General features: G+C 52.5%; 20 protein-coding genes and 1 tRNA gene. 2 read left to right on the top strand and 19 right to left on the bottom strand.

Going from position 1 to position 22,743, the window contains the following annotated elements:
* The first annotated feature begins 21 nt into the window (after nt 1-21).
* Nucleotides 22-2,109: a putative ornithine decarboxylase gene (locus DS743_RS06180; RefSeq protein ID WP_258945820.1), complete on the top strand. Its 2,088-nt coding sequence runs from the start codon at nt 22-24 to the stop codon at nt 2,107-2,109.
* Nucleotides 2,110-2,186: 77 nt separating this feature from the next.
* Here DS743_RS06180 and DS743_RS06175 read toward each other — a convergent pair whose 3' ends face one another.
* The 7 genes from DS743_RS06175 to DS743_RS06145 all read right to left on the bottom strand — a co-directional run bounded on the left by DS743_RS06175 (nt 2,187) and on the right by DS743_RS06145 (nt 9,040).
* Nucleotides 2,187-3,437: a methionine gamma-lyase family protein gene (locus DS743_RS06175; protein ID WP_003611533.1), complete on the bottom strand. Its 1,251-nt coding sequence runs from the start codon at nt 3,435-3,437 to the stop codon at nt 2,187-2,189.
* A gap of 112 nt (nt 3,438-3,549) precedes the next feature.
* Entirely contained in the window at nt 3,550-4,833 is a 1,284-nt protein-coding gene (locus DS743_RS06170; protein WP_035183704.1) for a uracil-xanthine permease family protein, read from the bottom strand.
* A 231-nt stretch (nt 4,834-5,064) separates the two neighbouring features.
* Complete coding sequence (locus DS743_RS06165; protein WP_072544318.1) at nt 5,065-5,469, bottom strand: PTS sugar transporter subunit IIC; 405 nt, start codon at nt 5,467-5,469, stop codon at nt 5,065-5,067.
* Nucleotides 5,470-5,664: 195 nt separating this feature from the next.
* Nucleotides 5,665-5,739 (bottom strand) — tRNA-Arg (locus DS743_RS06160).
* A 61-nt stretch (nt 5,740-5,800) separates the two neighbouring features.
* A complete protein-coding gene (locus DS743_RS06155; protein ID WP_035183706.1) occupies nt 5,801-7,120 on the bottom strand; it encodes a PTS sugar transporter subunit IIC in 1,320 nt (439 codons plus the stop codon).
* Nucleotides 7,113-8,357: a DEAD/DEAH box helicase gene (locus DS743_RS06150; protein WP_035164643.1), complete on the bottom strand. Its 1,245-nt coding sequence runs from the start codon at nt 8,355-8,357 to the stop codon at nt 7,113-7,115. Before DS743_RS06150 ends, DS743_RS06155 begins: the two co-directional genes overlap by 8 nt.
* Nucleotides 8,354-9,040 carry a glycoside hydrolase family 25 domain-containing protein gene (locus DS743_RS06145; RefSeq protein ID WP_072544231.1) on the bottom strand — a complete coding sequence of 229 codons (687 nt, stop codon included), beginning with the start codon at nt 9,038-9,040 and terminating at the stop codon, nt 8,354-8,356. The genes DS743_RS06150 and DS743_RS06145 overlap by 4 nt, the downstream gene beginning before the upstream one ends.
* 106 nt (nt 9,041-9,146) lie before the next feature.
* Between DS743_RS06145 and DS743_RS06140 the strand changes: the two genes are divergently transcribed.
* The gene (locus DS743_RS06140; protein WP_035183708.1) at nt 9,147-10,439 is read left to right on the top strand and encodes an APC family permease; all 1,293 of its coding nucleotides are present in this window, start codon (nt 9,147-9,149) and stop codon (nt 10,437-10,439) included.
* An 81-nt stretch (nt 10,440-10,520) separates the two neighbouring features.
* Here DS743_RS06140 and hpt read toward each other — a convergent pair whose 3' ends face one another.
* From hpt to DS743_RS06080, 12 genes are all read right to left on the bottom strand, one after another.
* Nucleotides 10,521-11,093 (bottom strand): hypoxanthine phosphoribosyltransferase, encoded by a 573-nt coding sequence (hpt, locus tag DS743_RS06135; protein ID WP_002877987.1) that lies wholly within the window; start codon nt 11,091-11,093, stop codon nt 10,521-10,523.
* A 108-nt stretch (nt 11,094-11,201) separates the two neighbouring features.
* A complete protein-coding gene (locus DS743_RS06130) occupies nt 11,202-12,548 on the bottom strand; it encodes a hemolysin family protein (RefSeq protein ID WP_072544232.1) in 1,347 nt (448 codons plus the stop codon).
* Nucleotides 12,549-12,687: 139 nt separating this feature from the next.
* Nucleotides 12,688-13,035, bottom strand: coding sequence for a sortase (locus tag DS743_RS06125; RefSeq protein WP_072544233.1), 348 nt, complete (start codon nt 13,033-13,035; stop codon nt 12,688-12,690).
* A 95-nt stretch (nt 13,036-13,130) separates the two neighbouring features.
* Nucleotides 13,131-15,533 (bottom strand): phosphoketolase family protein, encoded by a 2,403-nt coding sequence (locus DS743_RS06120; protein WP_035183726.1) that lies wholly within the window; start codon nt 15,531-15,533, stop codon nt 13,131-13,133.
* A 203-nt stretch (nt 15,534-15,736) separates the two neighbouring features.
* Entirely contained in the window at nt 15,737-16,459 is a 723-nt protein-coding gene (locus tag DS743_RS06115; RefSeq protein WP_002877995.1) for a GntR family transcriptional regulator, read from the bottom strand.
* Nucleotides 16,460-16,467: 8 nt separating this feature from the next.
* Nucleotides 16,468-17,403, bottom strand: coding sequence for a nucleoside hydrolase (locus DS743_RS06110; protein WP_002877998.1), 936 nt, complete (start codon nt 17,401-17,403; stop codon nt 16,468-16,470).
* A gap of 95 nt (nt 17,404-17,498) precedes the next feature.
* Nucleotides 17,499-18,191, bottom strand: a complete 693-nt coding sequence (rpiA, locus tag DS743_RS06105; protein WP_003617150.1) for a ribose-5-phosphate isomerase RpiA — start codon at nt 18,189-18,191, stop codon at nt 17,499-17,501.
* A gap of 12 nt (nt 18,192-18,203) precedes the next feature.
* Nucleotides 18,204-18,854 carry a ribulose-phosphate 3-epimerase gene (rpe, locus tag DS743_RS06100; RefSeq protein ID WP_003617149.1) on the bottom strand — a complete coding sequence of 217 codons (651 nt, stop codon included), beginning with the start codon at nt 18,852-18,854 and terminating at the stop codon, nt 18,204-18,206.
* Nucleotides 18,855-18,869: 15 nt separating this feature from the next.
* On the bottom strand, nt 18,870-19,790 hold the full coding sequence (rbsK, locus tag DS743_RS06095; protein WP_035183728.1) for a ribokinase: 921 nt from the start codon (nt 19,788-19,790) through the stop codon (nt 18,870-18,872).
* 66 nt (nt 19,791-19,856) lie between these two features.
* A complete protein-coding gene (locus DS743_RS06090) occupies nt 19,857-20,354 on the bottom strand; it encodes a hypothetical protein (RefSeq protein ID WP_035183730.1) in 498 nt (165 codons plus the stop codon).
* 66 nt (nt 20,355-20,420) lie between these two features.
* Entirely contained in the window at nt 20,421-21,341 is a 921-nt protein-coding gene (locus tag DS743_RS06085; RefSeq protein ID WP_035183732.1) for an alpha/beta hydrolase family protein, read from the bottom strand.
* Nucleotides 21,338-22,735 (bottom strand): DUF2252 domain-containing protein, encoded by a 1,398-nt coding sequence (locus DS743_RS06080; RefSeq protein ID WP_035183735.1) that lies wholly within the window; start codon nt 22,733-22,735, stop codon nt 21,338-21,340. Before DS743_RS06080 ends, DS743_RS06085 begins: the two co-directional genes overlap by 4 nt.
* Nucleotides 22,736-22,743 lie beyond the last annotated feature (8 nt).

Raw genomic sequence — 22,743 nt, 5'->3', positions numbered from 1 at the left:
GAAACAGAAAGGAATTTTTCAATGCATTATCTAGCAATCGCTGCTAAAAAAGAGCTTCTGCCCTATCTGCCAATCGACTGGCCCAAAACTGAACTGACCGAGCTGGTCAACCCCGCAAGCCTGGCTGCCGTAGTCATCGATGAAAAAGACAGCCGGTCCCGGGGCATCTACCAGACCATGAAGGAAAAGCTGGGTCTGGACTTGCCCTTGATCGAATTTACTCCTGAGACCTCTCCAGCTGAAATCAGCCGCTTGGCCCAGACCTACGAAGAAGCCAACGTTCCCCGCTTCATCCGGGAGCTGACGGCTTTTTCTGACCAAGACGACCTGGTCTTCGATACTCCTGGCCACCACAACGGCCGCTTCTATGACCGCCACCCAGCTGCAGCAGTCTTGCGCAACTTCTTCGGTGACAACTACTTCAGAGCCGATACTTCTGACTGCGTCTCAGAACTCGGCGATATGATGAACCACACTGGCGGGCCCTTAGAAGCCCAGCAAGAAGCAGCTAAAGCCTTCAACGCCGACAAGGTCTACTTCTGCACCAACGGCACAACCAGCGCCAACACTATCTGCACCACCGCCCTTTTAGATGAAGGCGACCTGGTCCTTTTTGACCGCAACAACCACAAGTCCATCTACAACAGCGCCCTGGTCATGACCGGGGCCAAGCCGGTCTACCTGCCAACTGACCGGAACGCTGACGGCTTGATCGGGCCTTTGACCGCCGCCAGTCTTGATGAAGACTTGATCCGCCGGGAAATCGCCAAGGTCGCCCCTGGACGCGCCAAGGCTGACCGACCTTTCCGCCTGGCGGTTCTGCAGCTAGAAACCTACGACGGCATCTTCTATGACGCCAAGCTTATCTTGAAAAAGCTCGGCCGCCTCTGTGACTACATCCTCTTTGACTGCGCCTGGGGCGGCTATGAACAATTTGTCGACGTCCTCAGAGACTTCTCTCCTTTCCAGCAGACCTACGGCCCCGATGACCCAGGCATCCTGGTCACCCAGTCCGTCCACAAGCAGCAAGCCGGCGTGGGCCAGGCCTCCCAGATTTTAAAAAAAGACAGCCACATCAAGGGACAAAAGCGCTACGTCGACCACAAGCACTTTAACCATGCCTACATGAAGTACGTTACGACCAGCTACTCCTACCCGGTCTACGCTTCTCTTGTCGCTAACAGCGCCATGGCTGCTTCACCGGCCGTTAACAGCTGGTGGAACGATACGGTTAAATTAGGCATCGACTTCCGCAAGCGCCTTTTAAAGGAAAGCAAGCTCTTTAAGCCCCTCGTTCCCCCAACTGTCCACGGGCAAAAGTGGGAGAACCTGCCAACTGATGTCTTGGCCCAGGACCCGGAAGCCTGGAAACTGTCCCCAGATGATGACTGGCACGGCTTCAAATTGCTTGCTCCGGGTGAAGTTGCCCTAAGCCCGGTAAAAGTCACCTTGATGACGCCCGGCATTGACCTGGCAAAAGCTGCCTTCACCGAAGAAGGCATCCCTGGCGCCATCGTTTCCCTCTACCTGCATGAAAAGCACATCATCCCGGAAAAGTCCGACAGCTACTCCACCCTCTACCTGCTCACGCCAGGCGAGGGGCAAGTCGATATGAACGGCCTTTTCTCGGCCTTAATGGCCTTTGAAGAAGCCTACTTGACTAAGGCGCCCCTGTCTGCCATCATGCCGGAATTAGTAGCCCAGTACCCTGACCGCTACGAGGGTTATACCCTCTACCAGCTCTGCCAGGAGCTCCACCACTACTACCAAGAGCATGAGATCTTTAAGCTCCAGCAAGCTCTTTTCCTAAAGGACAGTTTCCAAAATTACGAGCTGACGCCAAAAGAAGCTGACCGCGAATTCGTCCATGGCAACAGCGAACTGGTCAAACTGGCCGACGCCAAGGGCCGGATGGCCTTGGAAGGCGCCCTCCCTTACCCGCCTGGTGTCTTCATCGTGGCACCTGGTGAACGCTGGCAGGACCTGGACGTTGCCTACTTCCAAGTCTTGATCGGCGCTGCCCGAAAGTTCCCGGGACTTGATCCGGAAATCCAAGGGGTCTACCAAGAGGACGGCGAAGTCTGGGCTGAAGTCCTTAAAGAATCTTAAGCTGACAAAAAACGTTGACACAATCGTGCCAACGTTTTTTCTATCTTCTGAACTATTTTTTATTTTTTCTTTTTCCCTTAGTCACCAAAGAGAACTGACTTGACTGCGTTGGTCACGGCGATCTTGTCATGAGCGTAGGTCAAACCGCCCTGCATGTAGACAGCGTAGGGCGGACGGATCGGGCCGTCAGCTGAGAATTCAACCGTTGACCCGGAGACAAAGGTCCCCCCGGCCATAATGACTTCATCTTCGTAGCCCCGCATGTGGCTTGGAATTGGGGTAACAAAGGAGTCAACCGGTGAGTTCTTCTGCACTTCCTGGCAGAACTTGATCATCTTTTCCTTGTCGTTGAAGGTGATCAGTTCGATCAGGTCAGTCCGCGGGGCATCCCACTTAGGAGACACGTCGAAGCCCAGCTTTTCCATCAAGGCGGCTGAGTAGATCATCCCCTTGATGGCTTCCCCGGTCACGTTTGGCGCCAGGAAGAAGCCTTCGTAGAACTCATGCAGGCTGTTTAAGGTTGGCCCTTCTGAGTCGCTGATCCCCGGGGCAAAAAGCCGGCTGGCTGCCCGGTGGATCAAGTCTTTTCTGCCGACGATGTAGCCACCAGTCTGGGCAATCCCGCCCCCGGCATTCTTGATCAAAGAACCGGCCATGAAGTCGGCCCCATATTCAGTCGGCTCATGCTTTTCCGAAAACTCCCCGTAGCAGTTGTCAACGAAGATCAAGGACTGGGGACTGACTTCCTTGATAAAGTCGATCATTTCCTTGACCTTGGCAACCGGGAAGCTTTCCCGGGTGTCGTAACCCCGGGACCGCTGAATAGCCACGATCTTCGGCTGGTCCCGCTTTAAGATCTTTTCCCCCTCTTCAAAGTCGACGCTGCCGTCTTCTTTTAGCGGCACATAGGAGAACTTAACCCCCTTTTCAATCAAGGTGCCGGCCTTGTCTGGGGTAAGGCCGATAGCGTGCTGCAGGGTGTCGTAAGGCATCCCCGTCAGGTAAGTCAAAGTGTCGCCTGGCACCAGGTTGCCGTCAAGGGCTGTTGCCAGGGTGTGGGTCCCGGAAACGAATTGCGGCCGCACCAGGGCGTCTTCAGTGTGGAAGACCTGGGCGTAGACCCGCTCCAGCTTGTCCCGGCCTTCATCGTCGTCCCCGTAGCCGTTGGTCCCCTTCAAGTCAGATTCAGCGACCGCGTTGTCCACGAAGGCTTCCAGGACCTTGGCCTGGTTGTAAATAACCTGTTCGTCGATTTCATGCAGGCGGCCGGCGATCTGCTCGTCGACTTCCTTAACAATTTTTGCTAATTCTTCTGGTAAATTGTTCATCAAAAAATCCCTCTGTTTGTTCTTTGTTACTTACCTATCTTAAACCAAAAAGGCAGCTTTTTAAATAAAAAATAGCCTTCCATGCAATTATGGAAAGCTATTTGCAAAAGTTCTATTGTTCGCTGGCTGCCTTTTCCGGCAAGATCAGGTTCAAGAGAATCCCGAAGACCGTAGCCAAACCGATGCTGGTCAGCTGGAATGAGCCGATCTTGAGGTAGGTGCCCCCGATCCCGATAACCAGGATGGCGGAAGCGATGACCAGGTTTCGCTTCTTTTCAAAGTCGACCTTGTTGTCAACCAGGATCCGCAGGCCGTTGGCCGCGATCATCCCGAAGAGCAGGAAGGAGATCCCCCCGATAACCGGGGTTGGGATGGATTCGATCACCGCTGACACCTTACCGACGAAGGAGAAGACGATGGCGAAAAAGGCTGCCCCGCCCAAGACGAAGACGCTGTGAACCTTGGTCATGGCCAAAACGCCGATGTTTTCCCCGTAGGAGGTGGTTGGCGGGCCGCCTAAAAAGCCGGCAATGATGCTGGAAAGACCGTCGCCCAGCAGGGTCCGGTGCAGGCCCGGGTCTTCAAAGAAGTTCCGCTTGGTCAATTTGTTTAAGACCATGATGTGGCCCATGTGCTCAGTCATAGTAACAAAAGCAATTGGCGCCATAGTGATGATGGCGGCCGGGTACCACTTGAACTTGTAACTGACGCCTAAAACATCAAAGGCGGGCAAAGAGAACCACTTGGCGCTTTCAACGCCGGACAGGTCAACGATCCCGCAGAAGAGGGCCATGAAGTAGCCGCAGATGATCCCCAGCAAAACCGGTATCATGCTCGGGAAGCCCTTCAAAAACATGTTGAAGATAATGGTAATAACCAGGGTAAAAATCGCTACCCCGAAGTAAGCCAGGCTGTACTTGCCGCTGGCGTTGAACATGGCGTCGTTAGCCGCGGTCGTCGCTAGTGACAGGCCGATAACGATGATGATCGGGCCAACCACGATTGGCGGCAGGATCTTGTCCAGCCAGCGGGAACCGAAGCGGGCGATCAAGAGGGCCACGATGACGTAGACCAGACCAGCCGCGATGGCCCCCTGCCCTACGGCCGGGTAGCCGTAATTTTTCATCAAGGCCTGCATAGTAGCGATAAAGGCAAAAGATGAGCCCAGGTAGGCTGGGATCTTCGCCTGGGTGCAGAGGATGTAGACCAAGGTCCCCACCCCTGAACAGAAGAGGGCGATGCTTGGCTTTAAGCCGATTAAAAGCGGAACCAGGACGGTCGAACCGAACATGGTGAAGAGGTGCTGGATTGAGAGCAGCAGCCAGGGACCGAACTTCGGCTTGTCCTGGACGTCCAAAACCGCTTCAGGGTTCCGGAATGTCTTGTCTTCTTTCAAAAGAAATCTTCCTTTCCAAATACTGGAACCCGGAACAGAAATGTCCTTGTCAGCCTCACGGGACTGAATTTAAAGGTTCCTTAACAATTGACTACTTTAGCCTACTAATAATATTATTTTTTGTCAAGGAAGACGAAAAAGCCGCGGCTGACAAAGCTTCAGCCGCGGACTTGAACTATCTGAGGAAAAATATGGTTTATTGGAATAGATTAAGGAGTATTTTAATGACAATTAATGGGCCGGACTGATGAAGTATTCCGGCTTGCAGATCTTGGTCCAGTCAACGAAGACCTTCTTCATCAGGTAGCCAACCGCGAATGGCACGACTACCCAGACGATGACCAGCACCAGCACGTTGTGGAAGCCGGCATTGTAGGCTGCTAAAGGAGAAACCGCCCCGATCAAGCCGAAACCACCGGAAGCCGGGGTCCCCTGCATGCCAAGGATTGGCACGGAGAGAGTTGAGATAGCCGCTGTTAAAGCGATCGGGATCCCGATCACTGGGTATCTCAGGAAGTTTGGCATCATCATCTTGATGGCGCCTAAGAAGATAGCAACTTGCACACCTGGCTTGTCAACCTTCATGGTTGCCCAGAAGAGGAAGCTCCCGTCCTTTGCAATGCTGTTCGTCAACACTTTAATAATTTTCTTATTGAAGAGCAAAAATCCACTTTCTTTTTCTGGATACTTTATTTTCTTTAAATTTTTGTTAAAAACCAGCCTTTTTTTACCAAAATTAAAAGCAAAGAGCAATAAGCTAAGGCGGAAAAAAGTATGAAAAAAGTAGCAAAAGGCAAAAAGAAAACCCCTCACTTCCGTGAGGGGCAGATATGACCCGGGCGAGATTTGAACTCGCGACAACCTGGTTTAGGAAACCAGTGCTCTATCCAACTGAGCTACCAGGCCATACAACACATTTTATTCTACAAAAAATGTGTTGAAAAAGCTAGTGCTTTCGCTTAAGTCATTAGTATTGCGGCATGAAAAAACGGCGGGGTTCATCCGTCTGCCCAATCTGGTCAGCCGCCTTGACAAAGGGCAACCAAATCAAGATCGCGATGACCAGGTTGACCGAGGACAAGACCAGGGCCCGCCAGTCATAGTTAGTGACCAGATAAGGGCCGATGACCGGGGGCATGATATTAGGCACCGAAGCCTGGACCCGATTGATCCAGCCCAGCTTGGTCGCCAGATAAGCCAAGGAAACATTGGCTAAAGGAGCCAGGGTAAAAGGCAAAAAGCAGACCGGGTTCAAGATGATCGGCAGCCCATAGAGCATGGGCTCATTGACGTTGAAGACAGCCGGAGCCAGGGCCACCTTGGCCAAAGTCCGCTGGTCCCCCCGCTTGGAGGTCAGCAAAATCGCGATGACTAAAGGCAGGCAGACCCCATTGACGCCAAAGACCACAAAAGAAGTATTGGTCCACAAATACGGGATCTTGTGGTCGTTAGCCGCCGCCAAAAGGTTGGCATTTTGGGCCGTAGCCCAGATCGACCCGACAACCGGAGCTAAGGCACTGGCCCCATTGATCCCGAAGAACCAGAAGAGCTGGGTCAAAGCCGTAATGGCAATCACCATGATAAAGCCCTGGCCCAGTTTCAAAAGTGGCAGCTGAATGATCTCTAAGAGCCAGTCGCCAAAATACTGGCCGGTAATGGTCTGGAAGAGATAGTTCAGCCCGCCCACGATAAAGAGGGCAAGCATGACCGGGATCGCTGCTTCAAAGGCCGCGATCTGGGCCGGGGGCATGGCCGTCTGGATATGCAGGCCCAGCCGGGCCTTGACCCCCAGGATGTACAGGGCCACGCCCAGGCCGCCAAAAAGAATTGCCGTAAACATCCCTGTCGTTGACAGCTGCTTGATGTTAAAAGCCTGGTCCAGCTTAATCCGCTTATTCCCCTGCATGAGGTAGGAATAGTTGGCAATGCTCATCATGAAAGAACAAAGAGCCGTCATCGCCCCGGCCAAGGGGTCCACCTCACAGGCCTTGGCCAATTGGTAACCCCAGCTGAGGACGAAGAAGAGGGCAAACATGGCCACGCTCCCCCGCCAGACGGAGTTGCAGATGGAGATCGATGGCTGCATGAGCTGGTAAAAAACATGCCAGCCCCAGTTGCGGTTGGCGGCAATGATGAGGCTCTTGATTAAAACCGCCACCGACCCGGTCAAACTGATCGGCAGGGTGGAAATAAAAGCATCCCTGAGGGCCACCAGCCAGCGGACCGAGGCCAGATTATTGGCCAAGGGCAGCAGGTGCCGCTCCAGCCAGTCAATCACGCTATTCACTTTGCTTCTTCCCCTTCAGATAATGCGGGTGATAACCCTTGTTCTTGTTTTTCTTCTTGGACTTCTTTTTCTTCTTAACTGGCTGCTCAATTACAGCTGGCTTGTCTTTGTCTTCAGCCTTTTCCTTCTTGACCGGCTTTTCTTTACTCAAGTGGTAGCCGGCAAAGTAGACCCGGTCGACGGTCACTTCCCCTTCCAAAAGCTTCTTCAGCTTGCGCAGGTCGTGGTCGTTACCCAGAGACACCACCTTGCCTTCCTGCTGCATCCGGCCGGTCCGGCCTGCCCGGTGCATGTAGGTGTTGGCATCAGTCGGGATTTCGTAGTTAACCACATAGGTTAGTTTTGGAATGTCCAAGCCCCGGGCCGCCAGGTCAGTGGCCAAGAGCAGCTTGACCTTCCCCTTGGCCAGGTCCCGGATGGCCCGCTGGCGCTTGTCTTTTGAGAAATTATTGGCCAAAACTTCAAAGCGGGTCTTGCTGTGGGCAAAAATTCTGGCAAAGCGCAGCATTCCCTCATTTGAGTCAAAGAAGAGCAGGCCCCGGAAGCCGTCCAGCTTACACAAGCGCTGCAGGTATTCCAGCTTGTGCTCATTGTCCACCTGCAAAAAGACGTGTTCAGTCTGGCTGCCCTGGTCGGGGCGGACGTCGACTAAAAGGAAGTGGCGGGCAAAAATTTCTTCCGCCTCTTGGGTAATCTGGGATTCAGTGGCCCCAAAGAGGAGGATCTGGCTGGAAGAAGGCAGGTTCTGCCCTAAAGAACTCAAAAGCTCTAGCTTGGCGAATTCCAAAATGTCGTCAGCTTCATCGATCACCAGGGTCTTGATCTGGACCAGTTTAATCCGGCCCGAGGAGAAGAAGTCAAAGAAGCGGCCCGGAGTGCAGACCAGGACCTCACAATTGTCCTTCTTCAGCCGTTCGTCCTGTCTTTGCCGGTTGCCGGCCCCAACCAAGGCTAAAGTCTTCAGACCCAGGGCCTTGGCAAAAGGCAGGATGGCATTTCTGATCTGGACGGCCAGTTCAGTCGTTGGGGCCAAAATCACCAGGGAATTTTTCTCCCCCGGGATGACCCGCTCTAAAGCCGGCAGGGCATAGGCCAGGGTCTTGCCTGTCCCTGTCTTGGCCAAAGCGACCAGGCTGGCCCCATTCTTAATGGCCTCATAAGTCTCTTTCTGGATCAAGGTTGGCTGGCTCTTGCCTTCCTTTTGCAAAACTGCTTGAATTTGTTCTGTGTAAATCATTGTGCTAATTGTCCATACTTTTCTTTATATTGCTGGCTGGTCCCGATATAGGCATACATGACATTCTTGCAGCCGATCCCGCTGACTCCGGCCACGTTGCCCTTTTCCGTATAGCGCCAGAAGCAGTAGTCCAGCTTGCTTGGCGCTGACGCCGAGGTAGCCAGGAACTTGCATCCCGCCGGAAAAAGCTTCTTGTACTTGACCGGGGCGTTGACCATAATCTCATGACTATTGACCAGGGAATAGGCCAGCTTGCTCATCGCTGTTAAATTGGCGGCGCTGGGGTCATCTTGCCCGCTGTCCAGCAGGATGGGCAAGGCCCCCCAATGCCCAGCCGCCAGGCGCTTCGCCCGGGATAATTGCTTTTCCGCATTTTTTTCCCCTTGCACCTCAATGATGCTGCCGTAGGCCAATTTGGTCTTGGCTACCTGCTCGCGCCTGGCGGCAAAATTCTGGTCAACCGGCAGATAAACGAAAGACAAGCCGCCCTTTTCCAGGCGGCTGAGGTCAAAATCTGCCTGGCTGACCTTCAGGCCGACCGCGCTTTGGCTGGCTCCTTTTGGCAGGGTCGTCTGGCTGGCATAATTGTACAGGCCATATGCCAAAAGGCTGATAATCGCGGCCAGCAGAATCAAAAGGGCCGGCAGTGTCGCCGGATGCTGGAAATGCTTTTTTTGCCCCATCGCCCAAAACCTCCTTCTACCATTTTAGCCGAGAAATCCGCCTAGACCAAGCAGAAAGATTTCTTGTATAATTTAAGTGTTAGACTTGTTTTACTGGAGGTATTTCGTGAAAAAACAGATTTCTTTTGGCCAGGCGCTGGCAACCGTTATCGGCTCAGTCATCGGGGCCGGGGTCTTCTTTAAGATCGGCAGCATCTCCCAAAGCACCGAGTCGGCCTCAGCCACCATCTTAGTCTGGCTTTTAGCCGGAGTCATCTCGATCTGCTCGGGCTTGACCGTGTCAGAAATCGCGGCCGCCTTGAATGTCAACGGGGCCATTGAATACCTGGACTACAGCTATGGCAATATCTGGGGTTTTCTCTTCGGCTGGGCGGAAATGACTGTCTACTTCCCCGCCCAGATCGCGGCTTTAGCTTCAATTTTCGGCCAGCAGTTCGTGGTCCTGGCGGGCCTGCCGGCCTCCAGCAGCAAGTGGATCGCTGCCGGCGTGGTTCTTTTGCTCTTTTTGATCAATATGCTGGGGACCAAGGCTTCAGCCTGGATGCAGTCGGTGATCACGGTCATCAAGCTCATCCCCCTCTTTTTGATCATCGTCTTTGCAATCATCCGCCCGCAAGTCTCCGTCAGTCTCTGGCCAGTTACGGTGGATAGCAGTGGCGGCTGGCTGGCCGGGATCAGCCAAGGGCTCTTGTCTGCCCTCTTTGCCTTTGAAGGCTGGATCGTGGTGACCAACCTAGCTAAGGAAATGAAGAATCCGAAAAAGGACCTGGCCCGGGCCATCATCCTTGGCCTCTCCTTGGTCACGGTCGTTTACGTCTTGGTCAATTACGCCTTTATGGCGATTTTGCCTTTTGACAAGATCATCGGCAACGACAATACCGCCTACTACGCTTCTCTTAAGCTCTTTGGCCAGGCCGGGGGAAAAATCGTCACGGTCGGCATTCTCCTGTCGGTTTACGGAGCCTGCAACGGCTTTATGCTGACGGGGATGCGGACGCCATATATCCTGGCCCAGGCCAACCGCCTGCCCGGCTCTGAGAAATTGGCCAAGACTTCTGTCAGAAGCGGAGTCCCGGTCTTCTCCGCCCTTTTGATCAATGCCATAGCTTTGATCATGATCTCCCTGGGTAACTTTGAAATCTTGACCGACATGCTGGTTTTCGTCATGTGGACCTTCACCACCCTCCTGTCAGTGGCCGTCATTTTGCTGAGAAAAAGAGAGCCGGACCTGGCCCGGCCTTTCATGACGCCGGCTTACCCGGTCATTCCCTTGATTTCCATCATCGGGGGTCTCTTCATCATCGTGATGACCGTCATCAACCAGTTCGCCCTCTCCATGATTGGCCTGAGCATCACCCTCCTGGGCCTGCCGGTCTACTACTGGAAAGAGCTTCATTAGGGCAAAAGAAAATAACAGACAAAAGAAAATCAAGCAAAAATGGACCATCCGTCTGGATGATCCATTTTCTTTTAGGAAAAATTAGTCGTGTTCGTGCTTGCTGCTGAATTCTTCAACGACTTCTGGCTTGATGACGCCGATGTAAGGCAGGTTCCGGTAAAGGCCCGCAAAGTCCATCCCGTAGCCGATGACGAATTCGTTGCCCACGTGGGTGCCGTAGTATTCAACATCTACTTCAGTCGTCCGGCGGGCCGTCTTGTTCAGCAAGACGCAGCACTTGACTGAGTTGGCGCCACGGCTGAGCAGTTCGTCCTTCATAAACTTCAAAGTCAAACCAGTGTCCACGATGTCTTCGACGATCAAAACGTCCCGGCCAGTCACGTCAGCTTCCAGGTCATGGGTTACCGTGATCTTGCCGCTGGATTCAGTCCCGTTGCCGTAGCTGGAAACGTCGATGAAGTCAATGTCGCAAGCCAGGTCCATTTCCCGCAGGAGGTCAGTCAGAAAGAAGATAGCCCCCTTCAAGGCACCAACAACCAGAACCCGCTTGCCAGCGTAGTCCTTGGTCAATTGCTGGCCAAGCCGCTTGGTCATTTCCGCGATGTCTTCTTCGCTGTACAACTTGTGATCAACTGCGTCATGAATACTTTTCATTAGGTTTCCTCGATTGCTAATTGCTTTCAAAATAATATATCAAGATTATACCATTATTTTAACAAAAAAGAACGGATTTTGCCTAAAAACCGTTCTTTTTTCTGAATCTTATTCTTCTTTTTTGGCTTGATCGTTTGTCTTTGGCCCTTCAACGATGAACCAGCGCATGAAACCTTGCTGGATATCGTCCAGGGTGAAGCGGAAGCCTTCCAGTTCTATTGACTCTCCCTTCTTCAAGTCGGGATACCGTTCCATCATATAGCCGCCGATAGTGATGATGTCACTGTTCTGGAAGCTCTTGAGGTTCTGGTGGAAGTAGCGCTCAAAGTCATAAAGGGTGGTCTTGCCGGAGACCCGGATATTGTCTTCGGCGTCCTTGATAATGTAGTCATCAGAAACGTCGTCGATTTCATCCTTAACTGACCCGAAGAGCTCTTCGTAAATATCCTTGTCAGTCACGATCCCGCTGGTGCCGCCGTATTCGTCGACAACCAGCACGATTGGAGTGTGCTTGCTGATCATCAAGCGGAGGATGTCCTGGATGGGCATAGATTCCGGCACGGTAATGATGGTCCGGTTGATCCTGGTTACTGGTACCCGGTCGTCAATCCGGCTCTGCTGAACAATGTCATAAGCGTAGACATAGCCGACCACATCATCTTTGTCATTTTCTCGCACTACCGGGAAGCGGCTGTAGCCGTCTTCCAGATACTTGTCCAGGGCAGTCTTGATGTTTTCGCTGGCATCTAAAACTGTCAGCCGGGTCCGGTCAGTCATGATGTCCTTAGCCGTCTTGTCGTTCAGCTGGAAGGCTCTTTCCATATAGGTCAAGTCTTCCTTGTCCAGGGCACCGCCATGCACCGCGTTCTTGCTCAAGCGGATGATTTCTGACTGGGAGTAGACCTGGTTTTCTTCATCGGCCGGGTTAAAGCCCAGCATCTTTAAGATGCCAGAGGAGCTGACGTTCAAAAGCCAGACAAAGGGATAGACCAAGGTGTGGAAGAGCTGGAGGGGATTGACGATCCACATCAGCATCTTAACCGGAGCATCGATGGCGATATTTTTCGGCACGATTTCCGTCAAAACCACTTCCAAGTAGGTCAAGGCAATGACCCCGATCAAGGCTCCGACTGAGTTGACCAGATTTTTGGATATGGGGGTCAGGGCCAGCAGCCTTTCAAAAATGCTGGCGATGGTGTCCGCCCCGAACCAGCCCAGGATAACCCCGACCAAGGTAGTCCCAACCTGGGTGGTTGACAGGTACTCATTTAAATTTTGCGACATGTGCAGGGCCCGCTTAAGTTTCTTCACGTTCCCCTGCCCGTTGGCAATCATGTCCTCCAGCTGGCTGGGCCGGACTTGCACCAAGGCAAACTCCGCCGCGACAAAGAAGGAGGCAAAAACAAAGATCACACCGATTGCTAGTAAATTAATCCAGATTTGTGTTGTCGTCACTGTAATTCACCTATTACTCCAATTGAACTATTTACCTTTATTCTATCATCATTTGCAGAGTTTTTTTCACAAACCACATTAATCCCGGAAAATATTAAACGGGCTGTCCGGGAAAATCCGGACGGCCCGTTTTACCTACTTATTCTTGTTCTTTTTCCTTGTCTGCCTTAGCCTTCTTCTTCTTCCGCTTCTTGTGACAGATGAAGATGATGATCGCCAAGACCGGTAAAAGGATGGCGATGATGATCCAGAAGAGGCGGTTCCGGATTCTCTCCTTAGCCTTGGCTTCGGCCTTTGGATTGTAAGGAATCCAGGTGCAGAGGTCCTTGCCCTTGACAATCTTGAGCTGGTCGACTTGGGTTGGCTTGATAACCTTAATCTGGTCCACCTTATAAGCCAGGGTCTTACCCAGATTGTGGACGTAGAAGACGTCCCCCTTTTTCATCCGGGGCAGGTCAGTGAAAAGAAGGCGGGAATCCCGACCCATTTTACCATGTTTTCGCTTTTTTAGCTAGTCAAAAGAAAAAATGCCGTCCCTCGCGGAACGACAATTTAATAAATTTTGCGAAATTATTTCTGCTCTTACTTGTCCAGGCCAGTCCACTTCCAAGAAGTTACTTCTGGAATGTCTTCACCGTGGTCCCGGATGTAAGCGTGGTGCTTAGACAGCAGGCTGTCCATCTTGTCGATGAAGGCAGCACTCTTGTCCTTCAAGGCTGGGATTTGTTCAACCGCGTCCTTGGCCAGGTCGAAACGGTCAAGGTGGTTCAAGACCCGCATGTCAAATGCCGTGGTAATGTCACCATTTTCTTCATAGCAGTGAATTGAAACGTTGTAACGCTTGCGGGCAAACCAGATGGATTCCATCATGGTCTTGTAGCCATGCCATGCAAAAATGGTTGGCACGTCAGTTGGGAAGAGGCGGTCGAATTCCTCTTGGGAAATAGCAGCTGGGTTATCCTTTGGCGCCATCAGCTTCATCACGTCAACCACGTTGATGTAGCGGATCTTCAAGTCTGGGAAGTTCTGGTGCAGGATGTCGATTGCTGCCAGGGTTTCCATGGTCGGTTCAGTTTCAGTTGAAGCGAAGACCACGTCCGGCTTGGCATCCTTGTCATTTGAAGCCCAGTCGATGTAGCCCAGGCCCTTGTCAACCAGCTTGGCGGCTTCTTCAGGAGTGAACCATTGCGGCCGTTCCTGCTTGGAAGTTACCAGCAGGTTGATCCCTTCCCGGTCACGGAAGACCTTATCAGCTACGGCCAGCAAAGTATTGGTGTCAGCTGGCAGGTATTCATGAATCATGTCCGGCCGGTTCTTTTCAAACAAGTGGGTCAAAAGACCTGGATCCTGGTGGGTGTAGCCGTTGTGGTCCTGCTGGAAGACAGTTGACGTAGCTACAAAGTTCAATGATGGGTAATCGCGGCGCCAGTATTGTTCCTTAGCCTTCCGCAGCCACTTCATGTGTTGGGTCAGCATGGAGTCAACCACCCGGCCAAAGGCTTCGTAAGTAGCGAAGAAGCCGTGGCGGCCAGTCAAAATGTAGCCTTCCAGCATCCCTTCATCTTGGTGCTCTGACAATTGTGAGTCAATCAAACGGCCTTGCGCGGCTAGGTTTTCATCGTTTGGTTCGTGGATTTCACTTTCCCATTGCCGCTTTTCGCTATCCAGGAAGTCAAACAAGCGGTTGGACTTGGATTCGTCCGGGCCAAAGCCCCGGAAAGTAGTCGGGTTCAGTTCTGCCACCTTGGTCAGGTACTTGGCCCATTCCACCATATCCTGGGCGTCCTTGGAGCCCGGCTTGCCAACTTCAAAGGCAAAGTCGCGCCAGTCTGGCAGGTTCAAGCGCTTAGGATTGATCCCCCCGTTAGTGACTGGGTTCATAGCCATTCTTTGGTCACCATGAACCGCGTTTTGCAGGACTAAGTCAGTCGGGTAGCCGGTTTCGTCAAACAGTTCTTCCGGCTTGTAGCTCTTCAGCCAGTCCAGCAACAGTTCCTTGTGGTCCATGTGCTTCTGGTCAACCGGAAGCGGAATCTGGTGAGCCCGGAAGGAGTTTTCAATTGGGTTGCCGTCCAAATCGGCCTTAGGACCAGTCCAGCCCTTCGGGCATTGGAAGATCAAGAGCGGCCAGTGGGCAAATGATTCATCGCCGTTTTCACGGGCATTCTTTTGAATAGCCTTGATGTCTTCAATGATGGCATCCAGGGTCTTGGCCATTTCCTCATGGATCCGGTCAATATCCTTCATCCCGTCAAAGCGGCCACCCTTGAAAGTTGAAACAAAGTAAGGCTTCCAGCCCATGCCTTCAAAGTACTTGGTCAGTTCTTCATCGCTCATGCGGGCAGTAATGGTTGGGTTGGAAATCTTAAAGCCGTTAACCTGCAGGATTGGCAAGACAGCCCCGTCCTTGACCGGGTTGATGAAGCGGTTGGAGAACCAGCCAGCAGCCAGCGGGCCGGTTTCAGCTTCCCCGTCACCAATTTCAGCGGCGGCAATCACGTCCGGGTTGTCCAGAATCGCGCCAGTCGCGTGCGACAAAGTGTAGCCCAGTTCCCCGCCTTCATGGATTGAACCCGGGGTTTCCGGAGCCGCGTGGGAAGCTACCCCGCCCGGAAAGCTGAAGCGCTTGAAGAGCTTGGTCATCCCGGCTTCGTCTTGGCTGATTTCCGGGTAGATTTCAGAGTAAGACCCGTCCAGGTATGAGTTGGAAACCATCACCTGGCCGCCGTGACCGGAACCTTCGATGTAGAACATGTTCAAGTCATACTTCTTGATAACCCGGTTTAAGTGGGCGTAGATAAAGTTCTGCGGCGCGATCGTGCCCCAGTGGCCAACCGGCTTGATCTTGACGTCGTCTGCCGTCAGTTCTTCCTTAAGCAAGGGGTTCTTGAGCAGGAACAACTGGCCGACTGACAAGTAGTTGGCGGCCCGCCACCAAGCGTCGACGCTCTTTAAATATTCTTTTGAATCGTAATCTGCTGTCATCTTTTTACTCCTTTGAGGAACTCTCTGTTTTACTTGTTTCAATCATACCATTTACAAAAAGCAAGTCAATCAATCTGATAATTGGATCCTACCAATTTTACAAATCCTTAAAATACTTTGCAAAGAAGAAAAGACAAAAGATAGAAAAGATAGAAAAAGTGAAAAATAAAACGGACAGGTATGCCTGTCCGCTTTATTTACTCTTAATTCAAATTGACAAAGCTGTTGAAGCGCATGTACTTGTAGTGAACCCGCATGCTGGAGACTTCAAATGGCGTGCCGTCATCCAAAAAGAAGATCCCGTCCATCACGCCAACCGGCTCAGTGGCCTTGAGCTGCAGCGCTTCTTGGTCTTCCGCGCTTGAAGGGGAAACCGTAATGGTCAAATAAGACCGGGTGACCGCCTTGTTTTGCGCGTCTTCCAGGTAGTTGAACAAGGACCCCTGCAGAATCTCTTCTTTAAGCTCCGGCAGGATCTTGATCGGCACGAAGCCTTCTTCAATCAAGAAGGGCTGGCCGTCCAAAAGGCGGAGGCGCTTGAACTGGTAGACAAAGTCATTTTCACTCAAGAAGAGGTCCTGGGCCGTTTCCGGGCTGGCCTTGACCACCTTGAATTCCAGCAGCTTAATCCCCTGCTTCTTGCCTGGCGCTAAAAAGCTGTCCGTCAAGCCCAGGTTGGACCCTTCATAACGGAACATGGCCTGGTTCTTCAAGTACAAGGGGTTGATAAAAGTCCCGCTGCCCCGCTTCTTAAAAACGATACCTTGCTGGGCAAGAAGTTCCAGAGCCCGCTTCATCGACGACCGGCTGACCTGATACTGTTCGGCCAGGCTGCGCTCATCGGGCAGCCGCATCCCCTCATATTCGCCCGCTAAAATCCGGCGTTTGATGTCAAGCATGACCGTCCGGTAAACATAATCGGCCATTCAGCCACCTACTTTGCTTGTGCGATTGCAGCCAGGAACCAGTCCTTGAAGGCCTGGCGGTCAACCTTGACCGCGATCTTGGCGTTGGCCTTTTGGCCAAAGAAGCCTTCAAAGTCCATGACTGAAGCCCCGTAAGTGTAAGGACCCTTGGTGTCTACCGCCACGTAAGCTTCCTTGACTTCAAACAGATCTGGCGCCAGCAGCATGGCAGCCGTCAAGGCGTCATAGATCCGCTTGCCAGAATCGGCGTCAGCGTCGTTTAATTCATATTGAGAGTTGAGCCCGTAGATCATTTCCCCGACCCGGCCCAAAGCCTTGATTTCTTCTAGGCTGGCCGCGTCAACGAAGGCCTGGTTGCCGACTTCCAAAGGAGCCACGTAGATGTCCAGGCCCTTGGCGCCCAAGTCAAAGACGATCTTGGCTGCTTCCGGGTCCCCGGAAACGTTATATTCGTCGTAAGGACCGTAGTTGCCCCGGCCCAGGGCTCCACCCATGATGTAAAGGCGGTCGATCTTGTCCAGGTCTTCCGGATATTGGCGGAAGTAAAGGGCAAAGTCCGTGGCTGGCCCGATCTGCATCAAGGTCACCTTTTCCGGGCTTTGGCTGACTACTTCGTGGATCTTGGTCGCGGCTAAGCCTTCTACCAAAAGGCTCTGGTCAGCTTCCGGGAAGTCAAAGCCGTCCATCCCGCTGGCCCCGTGGACTTCAGAAGCATCGATGGCTTCCTTGACCAAAGGCAACTTGGCCCCGGCCACAACTGGGACCTTAGTGCCCAGGAAGGCCTGCAGGCGCAGGGTGTTGTTCAAAGTCTTCTCCAAAGAAACGTTGCCCCAGGTTGGCACGATCAGCTTCACGTCCAGTTCCTTGGCGAACAGGGCAATCGTTAGGCAGACCGCGTCATCGATCCCGGGATCAGTTGAAATAATTAAGGGTTTCTTGTTCATTAATCGTTCTCCATTATTCAGAATAGCTTTATTCTATCATTTCACCCGGCAAATAAAAAGAAAAGAAGCGGTTGCTTCTTTTCCAAAAAATTTCTTTAGCGGCTGCGGACTTCAATCTCCCCGTTGTCGCGGGCGATGATGACCTGGTCGCAGATGTTTAAAAAGAGGCCGTGCTCAACTACCCCGACCGTATGGTCCAGGTAGTCAGCCAGACCACTTGGCACCGGAATCCGGTCCAGCTTGAGGTCCAGAATGTAGTTACCATAGTGGGTCTTAAGGCGCTGACCATCTTCCGTTAAACGGAATTCCGGCTTAAGCCCTTCATCTGCCAGGCGCTTTTCCACCTGCATGCAGGAGATCGGCAAAACTTCCACTGGCAGGGCAAAGCCGCTGAGGTGGTCAACCACCTTGCTTTCGTCTACGATCCAGACATTCTTCTTGGAGTTGACGGCCACGTTCTTTTCCAAGGTCAAGGCGGCCCCGCCTCCCTTGATCCCGTTTAACTGCTTGTCCACTCTGTCGGCCCCGTCAACCGTTAAATCAACCTGGTCAACTTCACTGAGGGGGCTGACAGTAAAGCCATAGCCTTCCAGCTGCTTTTGACTGCGGCTGGAGGTGGTCACGACTGCCTTAAGAGTCAAGCCTGCTGCTTTCTTCTTGCCCAGTTCATCGATGAAGAACTTCACCGTTGACCCGGTGCCGACACCTAAAACCATCCCGTCTTCCACCAAGGCAGCTGCTTTCTTAGCAGCAGCCTTTTTCAATCCATCTTGCTTTGCTTGGTCCATTTTTTGCCTCCGCTATTTTTCCAAAATGCTTGTCAGCTCAGCTACCTGCTTAGCCACTGAGTCACGGCCGAAGATATAAGAGCCCGCCACAAAAACATCAGCTCCGGCCTCTTTGGTGATTTCCGCCGTCTGAGCATTGATCCCGCCGTCTACTTCGATCGGAAGATCTGGCAGAATTGCCCGGGCGGCCTTGATCCGGTCTGCTGCTTCTTCCATGAACTTCTGCCCGCCAAAGCCCGGATAGACCGTCATCAAGAGAACCTGGTCAAGCTTGTCCTTGTAGCGCTCCAGCACCTTAATGTCAGTATCTGGACTAAGGACTAACCCGCAGGAGACGCCATTTTCCTTTAAGTAGTCCAACCAGTGGTCAATTCGGTTTGGGTAGTCGGCTTCATAGTGAATTTCAATCAAGTCGCTGCCCGCTTTAACAAAGGCTGGCAAAAGGTCAGGCAGGTTGTTGCTCATGAGGTGGACTTCCGCGGTCAGGTCCGGGAACTGCTTTTTAAAATCACTGACCAGCTGGGGACCATATGACAGGTTGGGCACGAAATGTCCGTCCATCACGTCGATGTGGAAGCGGCGGATCCCGCTGTCAGCTGCTTCCTGGATCTGCTGGCCTAAGTGCAGGTTGTCCGCGTTGAGAATTGAGGGTGCAATAATCATCTAGTCACCCATCCTTTACTCAGCTAACGCAGACGCAACGCTGGCCCGGTCCGGGATAGAAGGCTGGGCCCCCATCTTCTGCACGGCTAAAGACGACGCCCGGTTGGCAAAGCGGGCAGCCTCATGCAGGTTGCTGAAGTCGCTGGCCAAGGATCCGGCCAAAAAGCCTAAGAAGGTATCGCCAGCCGCCGTCGTGTCCACCGCCTTGACCTTAAAGGCTGGTACAAGACCGGTAAAGACTGGAGAAGACAGGTAGGCCCCCTTGCTGCCGTAGGTGATGATCACATGCTTAACGCCCAGTTCATGCAGCTTGGCCGCGTTCTTTTCCAGGTCAGCCTCTTCTACAACTGGCAAAGAAGTCAGCAGGGCACTTTCCGTTTCGTTTGGCGTGATCAAGTCAGTCACGGCCAAGAGGTCAGCTGGCAGGTCCTTGATCGCAGGAGCTGGGTTCAAGATAGTTACCTTGCCGGCCGCCTTAGCCAGCTTGAAGGCGGCTGTTGTTGCTTCCAGCGGGGTTTCCAGCTGGGCGATGACGCAGTCAGCAGCTTCAATGACGTCTTTAGCCGCCAAAACGTCGGCTTCAGTCAAGCTGTAGTTGGCCCCATGGTCGATGATAATGTCGTTTTGCCCTTCCGCGTTCAAGGTAATGTAGGCATGGCCAGTCTTAACGCCAGCGGTTGGCAAGACATAGTCAGTCTTGACCCCGTAACCGGCCAGTTGCTCCTTCATCCAGCTCCCATAGGAGTCTTCGCCGACTTTAGAGATGAAGATGGTCTCAGCCGCGCTCTTAGCAGCCGCGACTGCCTGGTTGGCCCCCTTGCCGCCGCCAGCCTCGCTGACCTTGTGGGCGTTGATGGTTTCGCCTGGCTTGGGGAAGTTTTCTACATGCAGGGTCGTGTCCACGTTGCTGGACCCGATTACTACGATCTTTTTCATAGCATTTTCTCCTTAACTTTAATTCTAAGTCAATTATAACTATTCCCGTCCTTTTAAAAAAGCGCTTTAGCCGACCAACTGGTAGGCCGTCTTGAAGCGGCTGAGATTATAGCGGTCGTAAAAGTCGGCCAGGACAACGTTAAAGTTCTGGATCCTGGTATTTGGGTCTGGATTCTTGGAATCAAAACGTTCTGCCAAAGAAGCTAAGGCCTGGCTTCTGACAGCCTCGTAGTCGCTCAGCTGATCCACCCGCCCCCGCAAGTCCCGGCAAAGAGCGCTGAGGGTGAAGTCTGACTCCGCCGCTAAAAAGTTCAGCTGGCTGTCAAAGACTAACTTGTAACGGTAAGCCTTCCGGCCCGGGAAGTCCTGGGAGTTAAACAAATCCAGGTACAAAACCAGTTTCTGCTTTTCCAGGCTGGCCAGGTCCTTACCTTGACTGAGGCACTTAAACTTCAGAAAGTTGACAAAATAGTCGTAAAAGTCCCCGTAAAAATCTTCCTCAAAGCTTTCGATGCTCGGGTCTTCTGCCAGCAGCTGCTTTGCCAGCACTTCTTCAATCTTCATTACATGCTCCTCTTTTCTGCTTCACATTAATCCATCTAAGAAAAATTATACAGAAAAAGGCAGGCCCTAGGACCCGCCTTTACCATCTTTTGAATTTTTGTCTCGGTCATTGAAATCTTGCAAAAAGCTGTGGTTAAACAATTCTCCTCTGATTTGTTCGGCCCGCTGGTCAGACTCCTTTTGCCAGTCAGCCTGCAGATTCCGGCGATACCTCAAGTAATTGGCCATCCGCCCGGTCCGGCTCAAAAAAGCCTGCTGCATTTTGCTGGAGTCCAGAAAACGCTGGTCCACTTCTTTTTCCAGCAAATTCCCGTTTCCATCAAAGCGGTAGCCGCCCCACATGTGCTGCTTGACCGGGTTCATGGGCAGGCTGTCGACATAGTGCAGCTTGCCCACCATCCGCTTGCTGGCCGTAAAGCCCAAAGTCACCGGGTCATAGATATCAACATAAGTATTGATTCTGCCCCGCAGCTGGGCCAGCAGCTGCCGCTCTTTATGAGTCAAAAGGCGCCAGATATTGGTGCCCTCATAGAGATAAGCAGCAACGATCTGATCTGGAAAGCGGCAATTAGCCAGAGCGTATTCAGCATTGATCGCCCCCAGGGAATGCCCGTAGATGTAAAAATGACCATCCGGGAATTCCTCCAGCCAGCGGTTAAGATAGCGGCTGGCCGTAACCAAGGCGCTGGGCACCTGCCTTTGATTAGTCAGCATGGCCAGAAAAATCGGCCAGTTGGTGTTCAGCCACTCGTCCCGCCAGGTTGTCGCGTTGCCCTTCTTAAAGCCATAAGAGCCCTTGAACAAGACTGTAATCTCATTGTTGTTTTCGATCAAAAAAGCCTGCATCCCGTCCTTGGCGTAAACGTCCCGGGTCAATTGCCCGATCTTTTTGCCGGCGACTACAACTGTCTCGCCCACATTCAGCGCCTCATAAGACAGCTTGGTCAGTTCCACCCGGTCCAGGTCGGTCAATTCTTCATTGATCATTCTTCATCTTCCTCGCCTTGCAGGTATTTGGCAAAGCAGGCATAGTCGGCTTCCATCTGGTCGGCATACTTGACGGCCCAATGAGCCAGGCCCATGTCCAGCTCTTTTTGCTTGTGGACATAGCCGTAAATCATCGGCGCTGTCGGGCTTTGGTAGTGGGCAATGGCCAAAATGAAGGCACACATGTTGCAGTAGGCAGAGAAGCTTTCCTGGTCCAGATTGAGCGGGTCAATCGAGTCCTTCATGTCCCGGAACTGACGGACGTAAAAGCTTCTGCCGCCAGCTTCCATGGCCCCTAAGAAAGGATCATGGTAGGTCTGCAAAACCCGCTGGGCGATAATGATCCGCTTGCCTTCCCCCTTGCCTTGGGCCTGGCTTTCCTCAACCGTCAAAGCAGACAAGTTGTAGCGAAGCGGCAATGCCTCCTTGATCTGCAAGACCAGGTGGCTGCCGTCCTTGCCAGTGAGCAGGGCCAGATAGCAGCGGGTTCCCCAGCTGCCGACGCCCACGCTGTAGCGGATGATGTCGGTCACTTCATAATTGATCAAAAGGACCCGGATGTCGTCAGTTACGCTCTTCTGGTAATCTTCCAGGCCTGCCATAAGCTCGGCATAAACATTCTGGGAAACACGCCGGGCCCGGGGCGGGTTTTCCTTAAAGCGCAAGCGCCCGTCTTCGGTCTTTTCCGTAAACTTCTTGACCACAGCATCAGAATTGTTCTTCGGTGCCCGGTCCGCTACCTTCAAGAGAACCCGCTTCATTTGCTCATTGTCCGTCATTTGACCTAAAAGGTCATCAACGCTATAAGACAAATTAAAGCGCTCAAGCAGGGGCAAGGAATTGGCGTACTTGATTCCCCGCCGGTAAGAGTGGACGCTTTCTGCCAAAATCCCGTCCAGCTGCTCTTTAGGATAGCCATTGATCCGGCCGGTCAAAACCACGCTGGTCAAAAGGCGCTTAAGGTCAAATTCCCAGTTGCCAATCCGGGCCTCGTCAAAATCGTTCAAGCCAAACAAAAGCTGGCGCTCCGGGGAAGCGAAGAAGCCGAAATTGGTTAGGTGGGAGTCCCCGCAAATGATTACCGGGATATGGGACTGGCCGTCTGGAAACTGGCGCAGGTCCTTTTCCATGATTCCGGCCGTGGCCCGGAAGTAGGAAAAGGGATTCTGCATCATCCGCTTGTGCCGCATCCCCAAAAGCTCGGGAATCATTTTCTCCTCAGTCAGCTTGATCAATTGAAACACGTCCCGCTTGACCGGGTTGAAAGTGCTGATCGCCGCAATTGGATGTTCCTTACGGCGGCCTTCTCCCTGCTTGATCAGTTCTTCCTGGCTGTCACCGATAAACATTTGATCGATTTTAAAAGTTTCGATTTCGTGGCGGTCTTTTTCCATCTTTCAGC

Origin of the sequence: Lactobacillus leichmannii (assembly GCF_024701915.1) — a bacterium.
Lineage (GTDB): Bacteria > Bacillota > Bacilli > Lactobacillales > Lactobacillaceae > Lactobacillus > Lactobacillus delbrueckii.
This window is presented reverse-complemented; position numbering and strand designations above follow the sequence as displayed.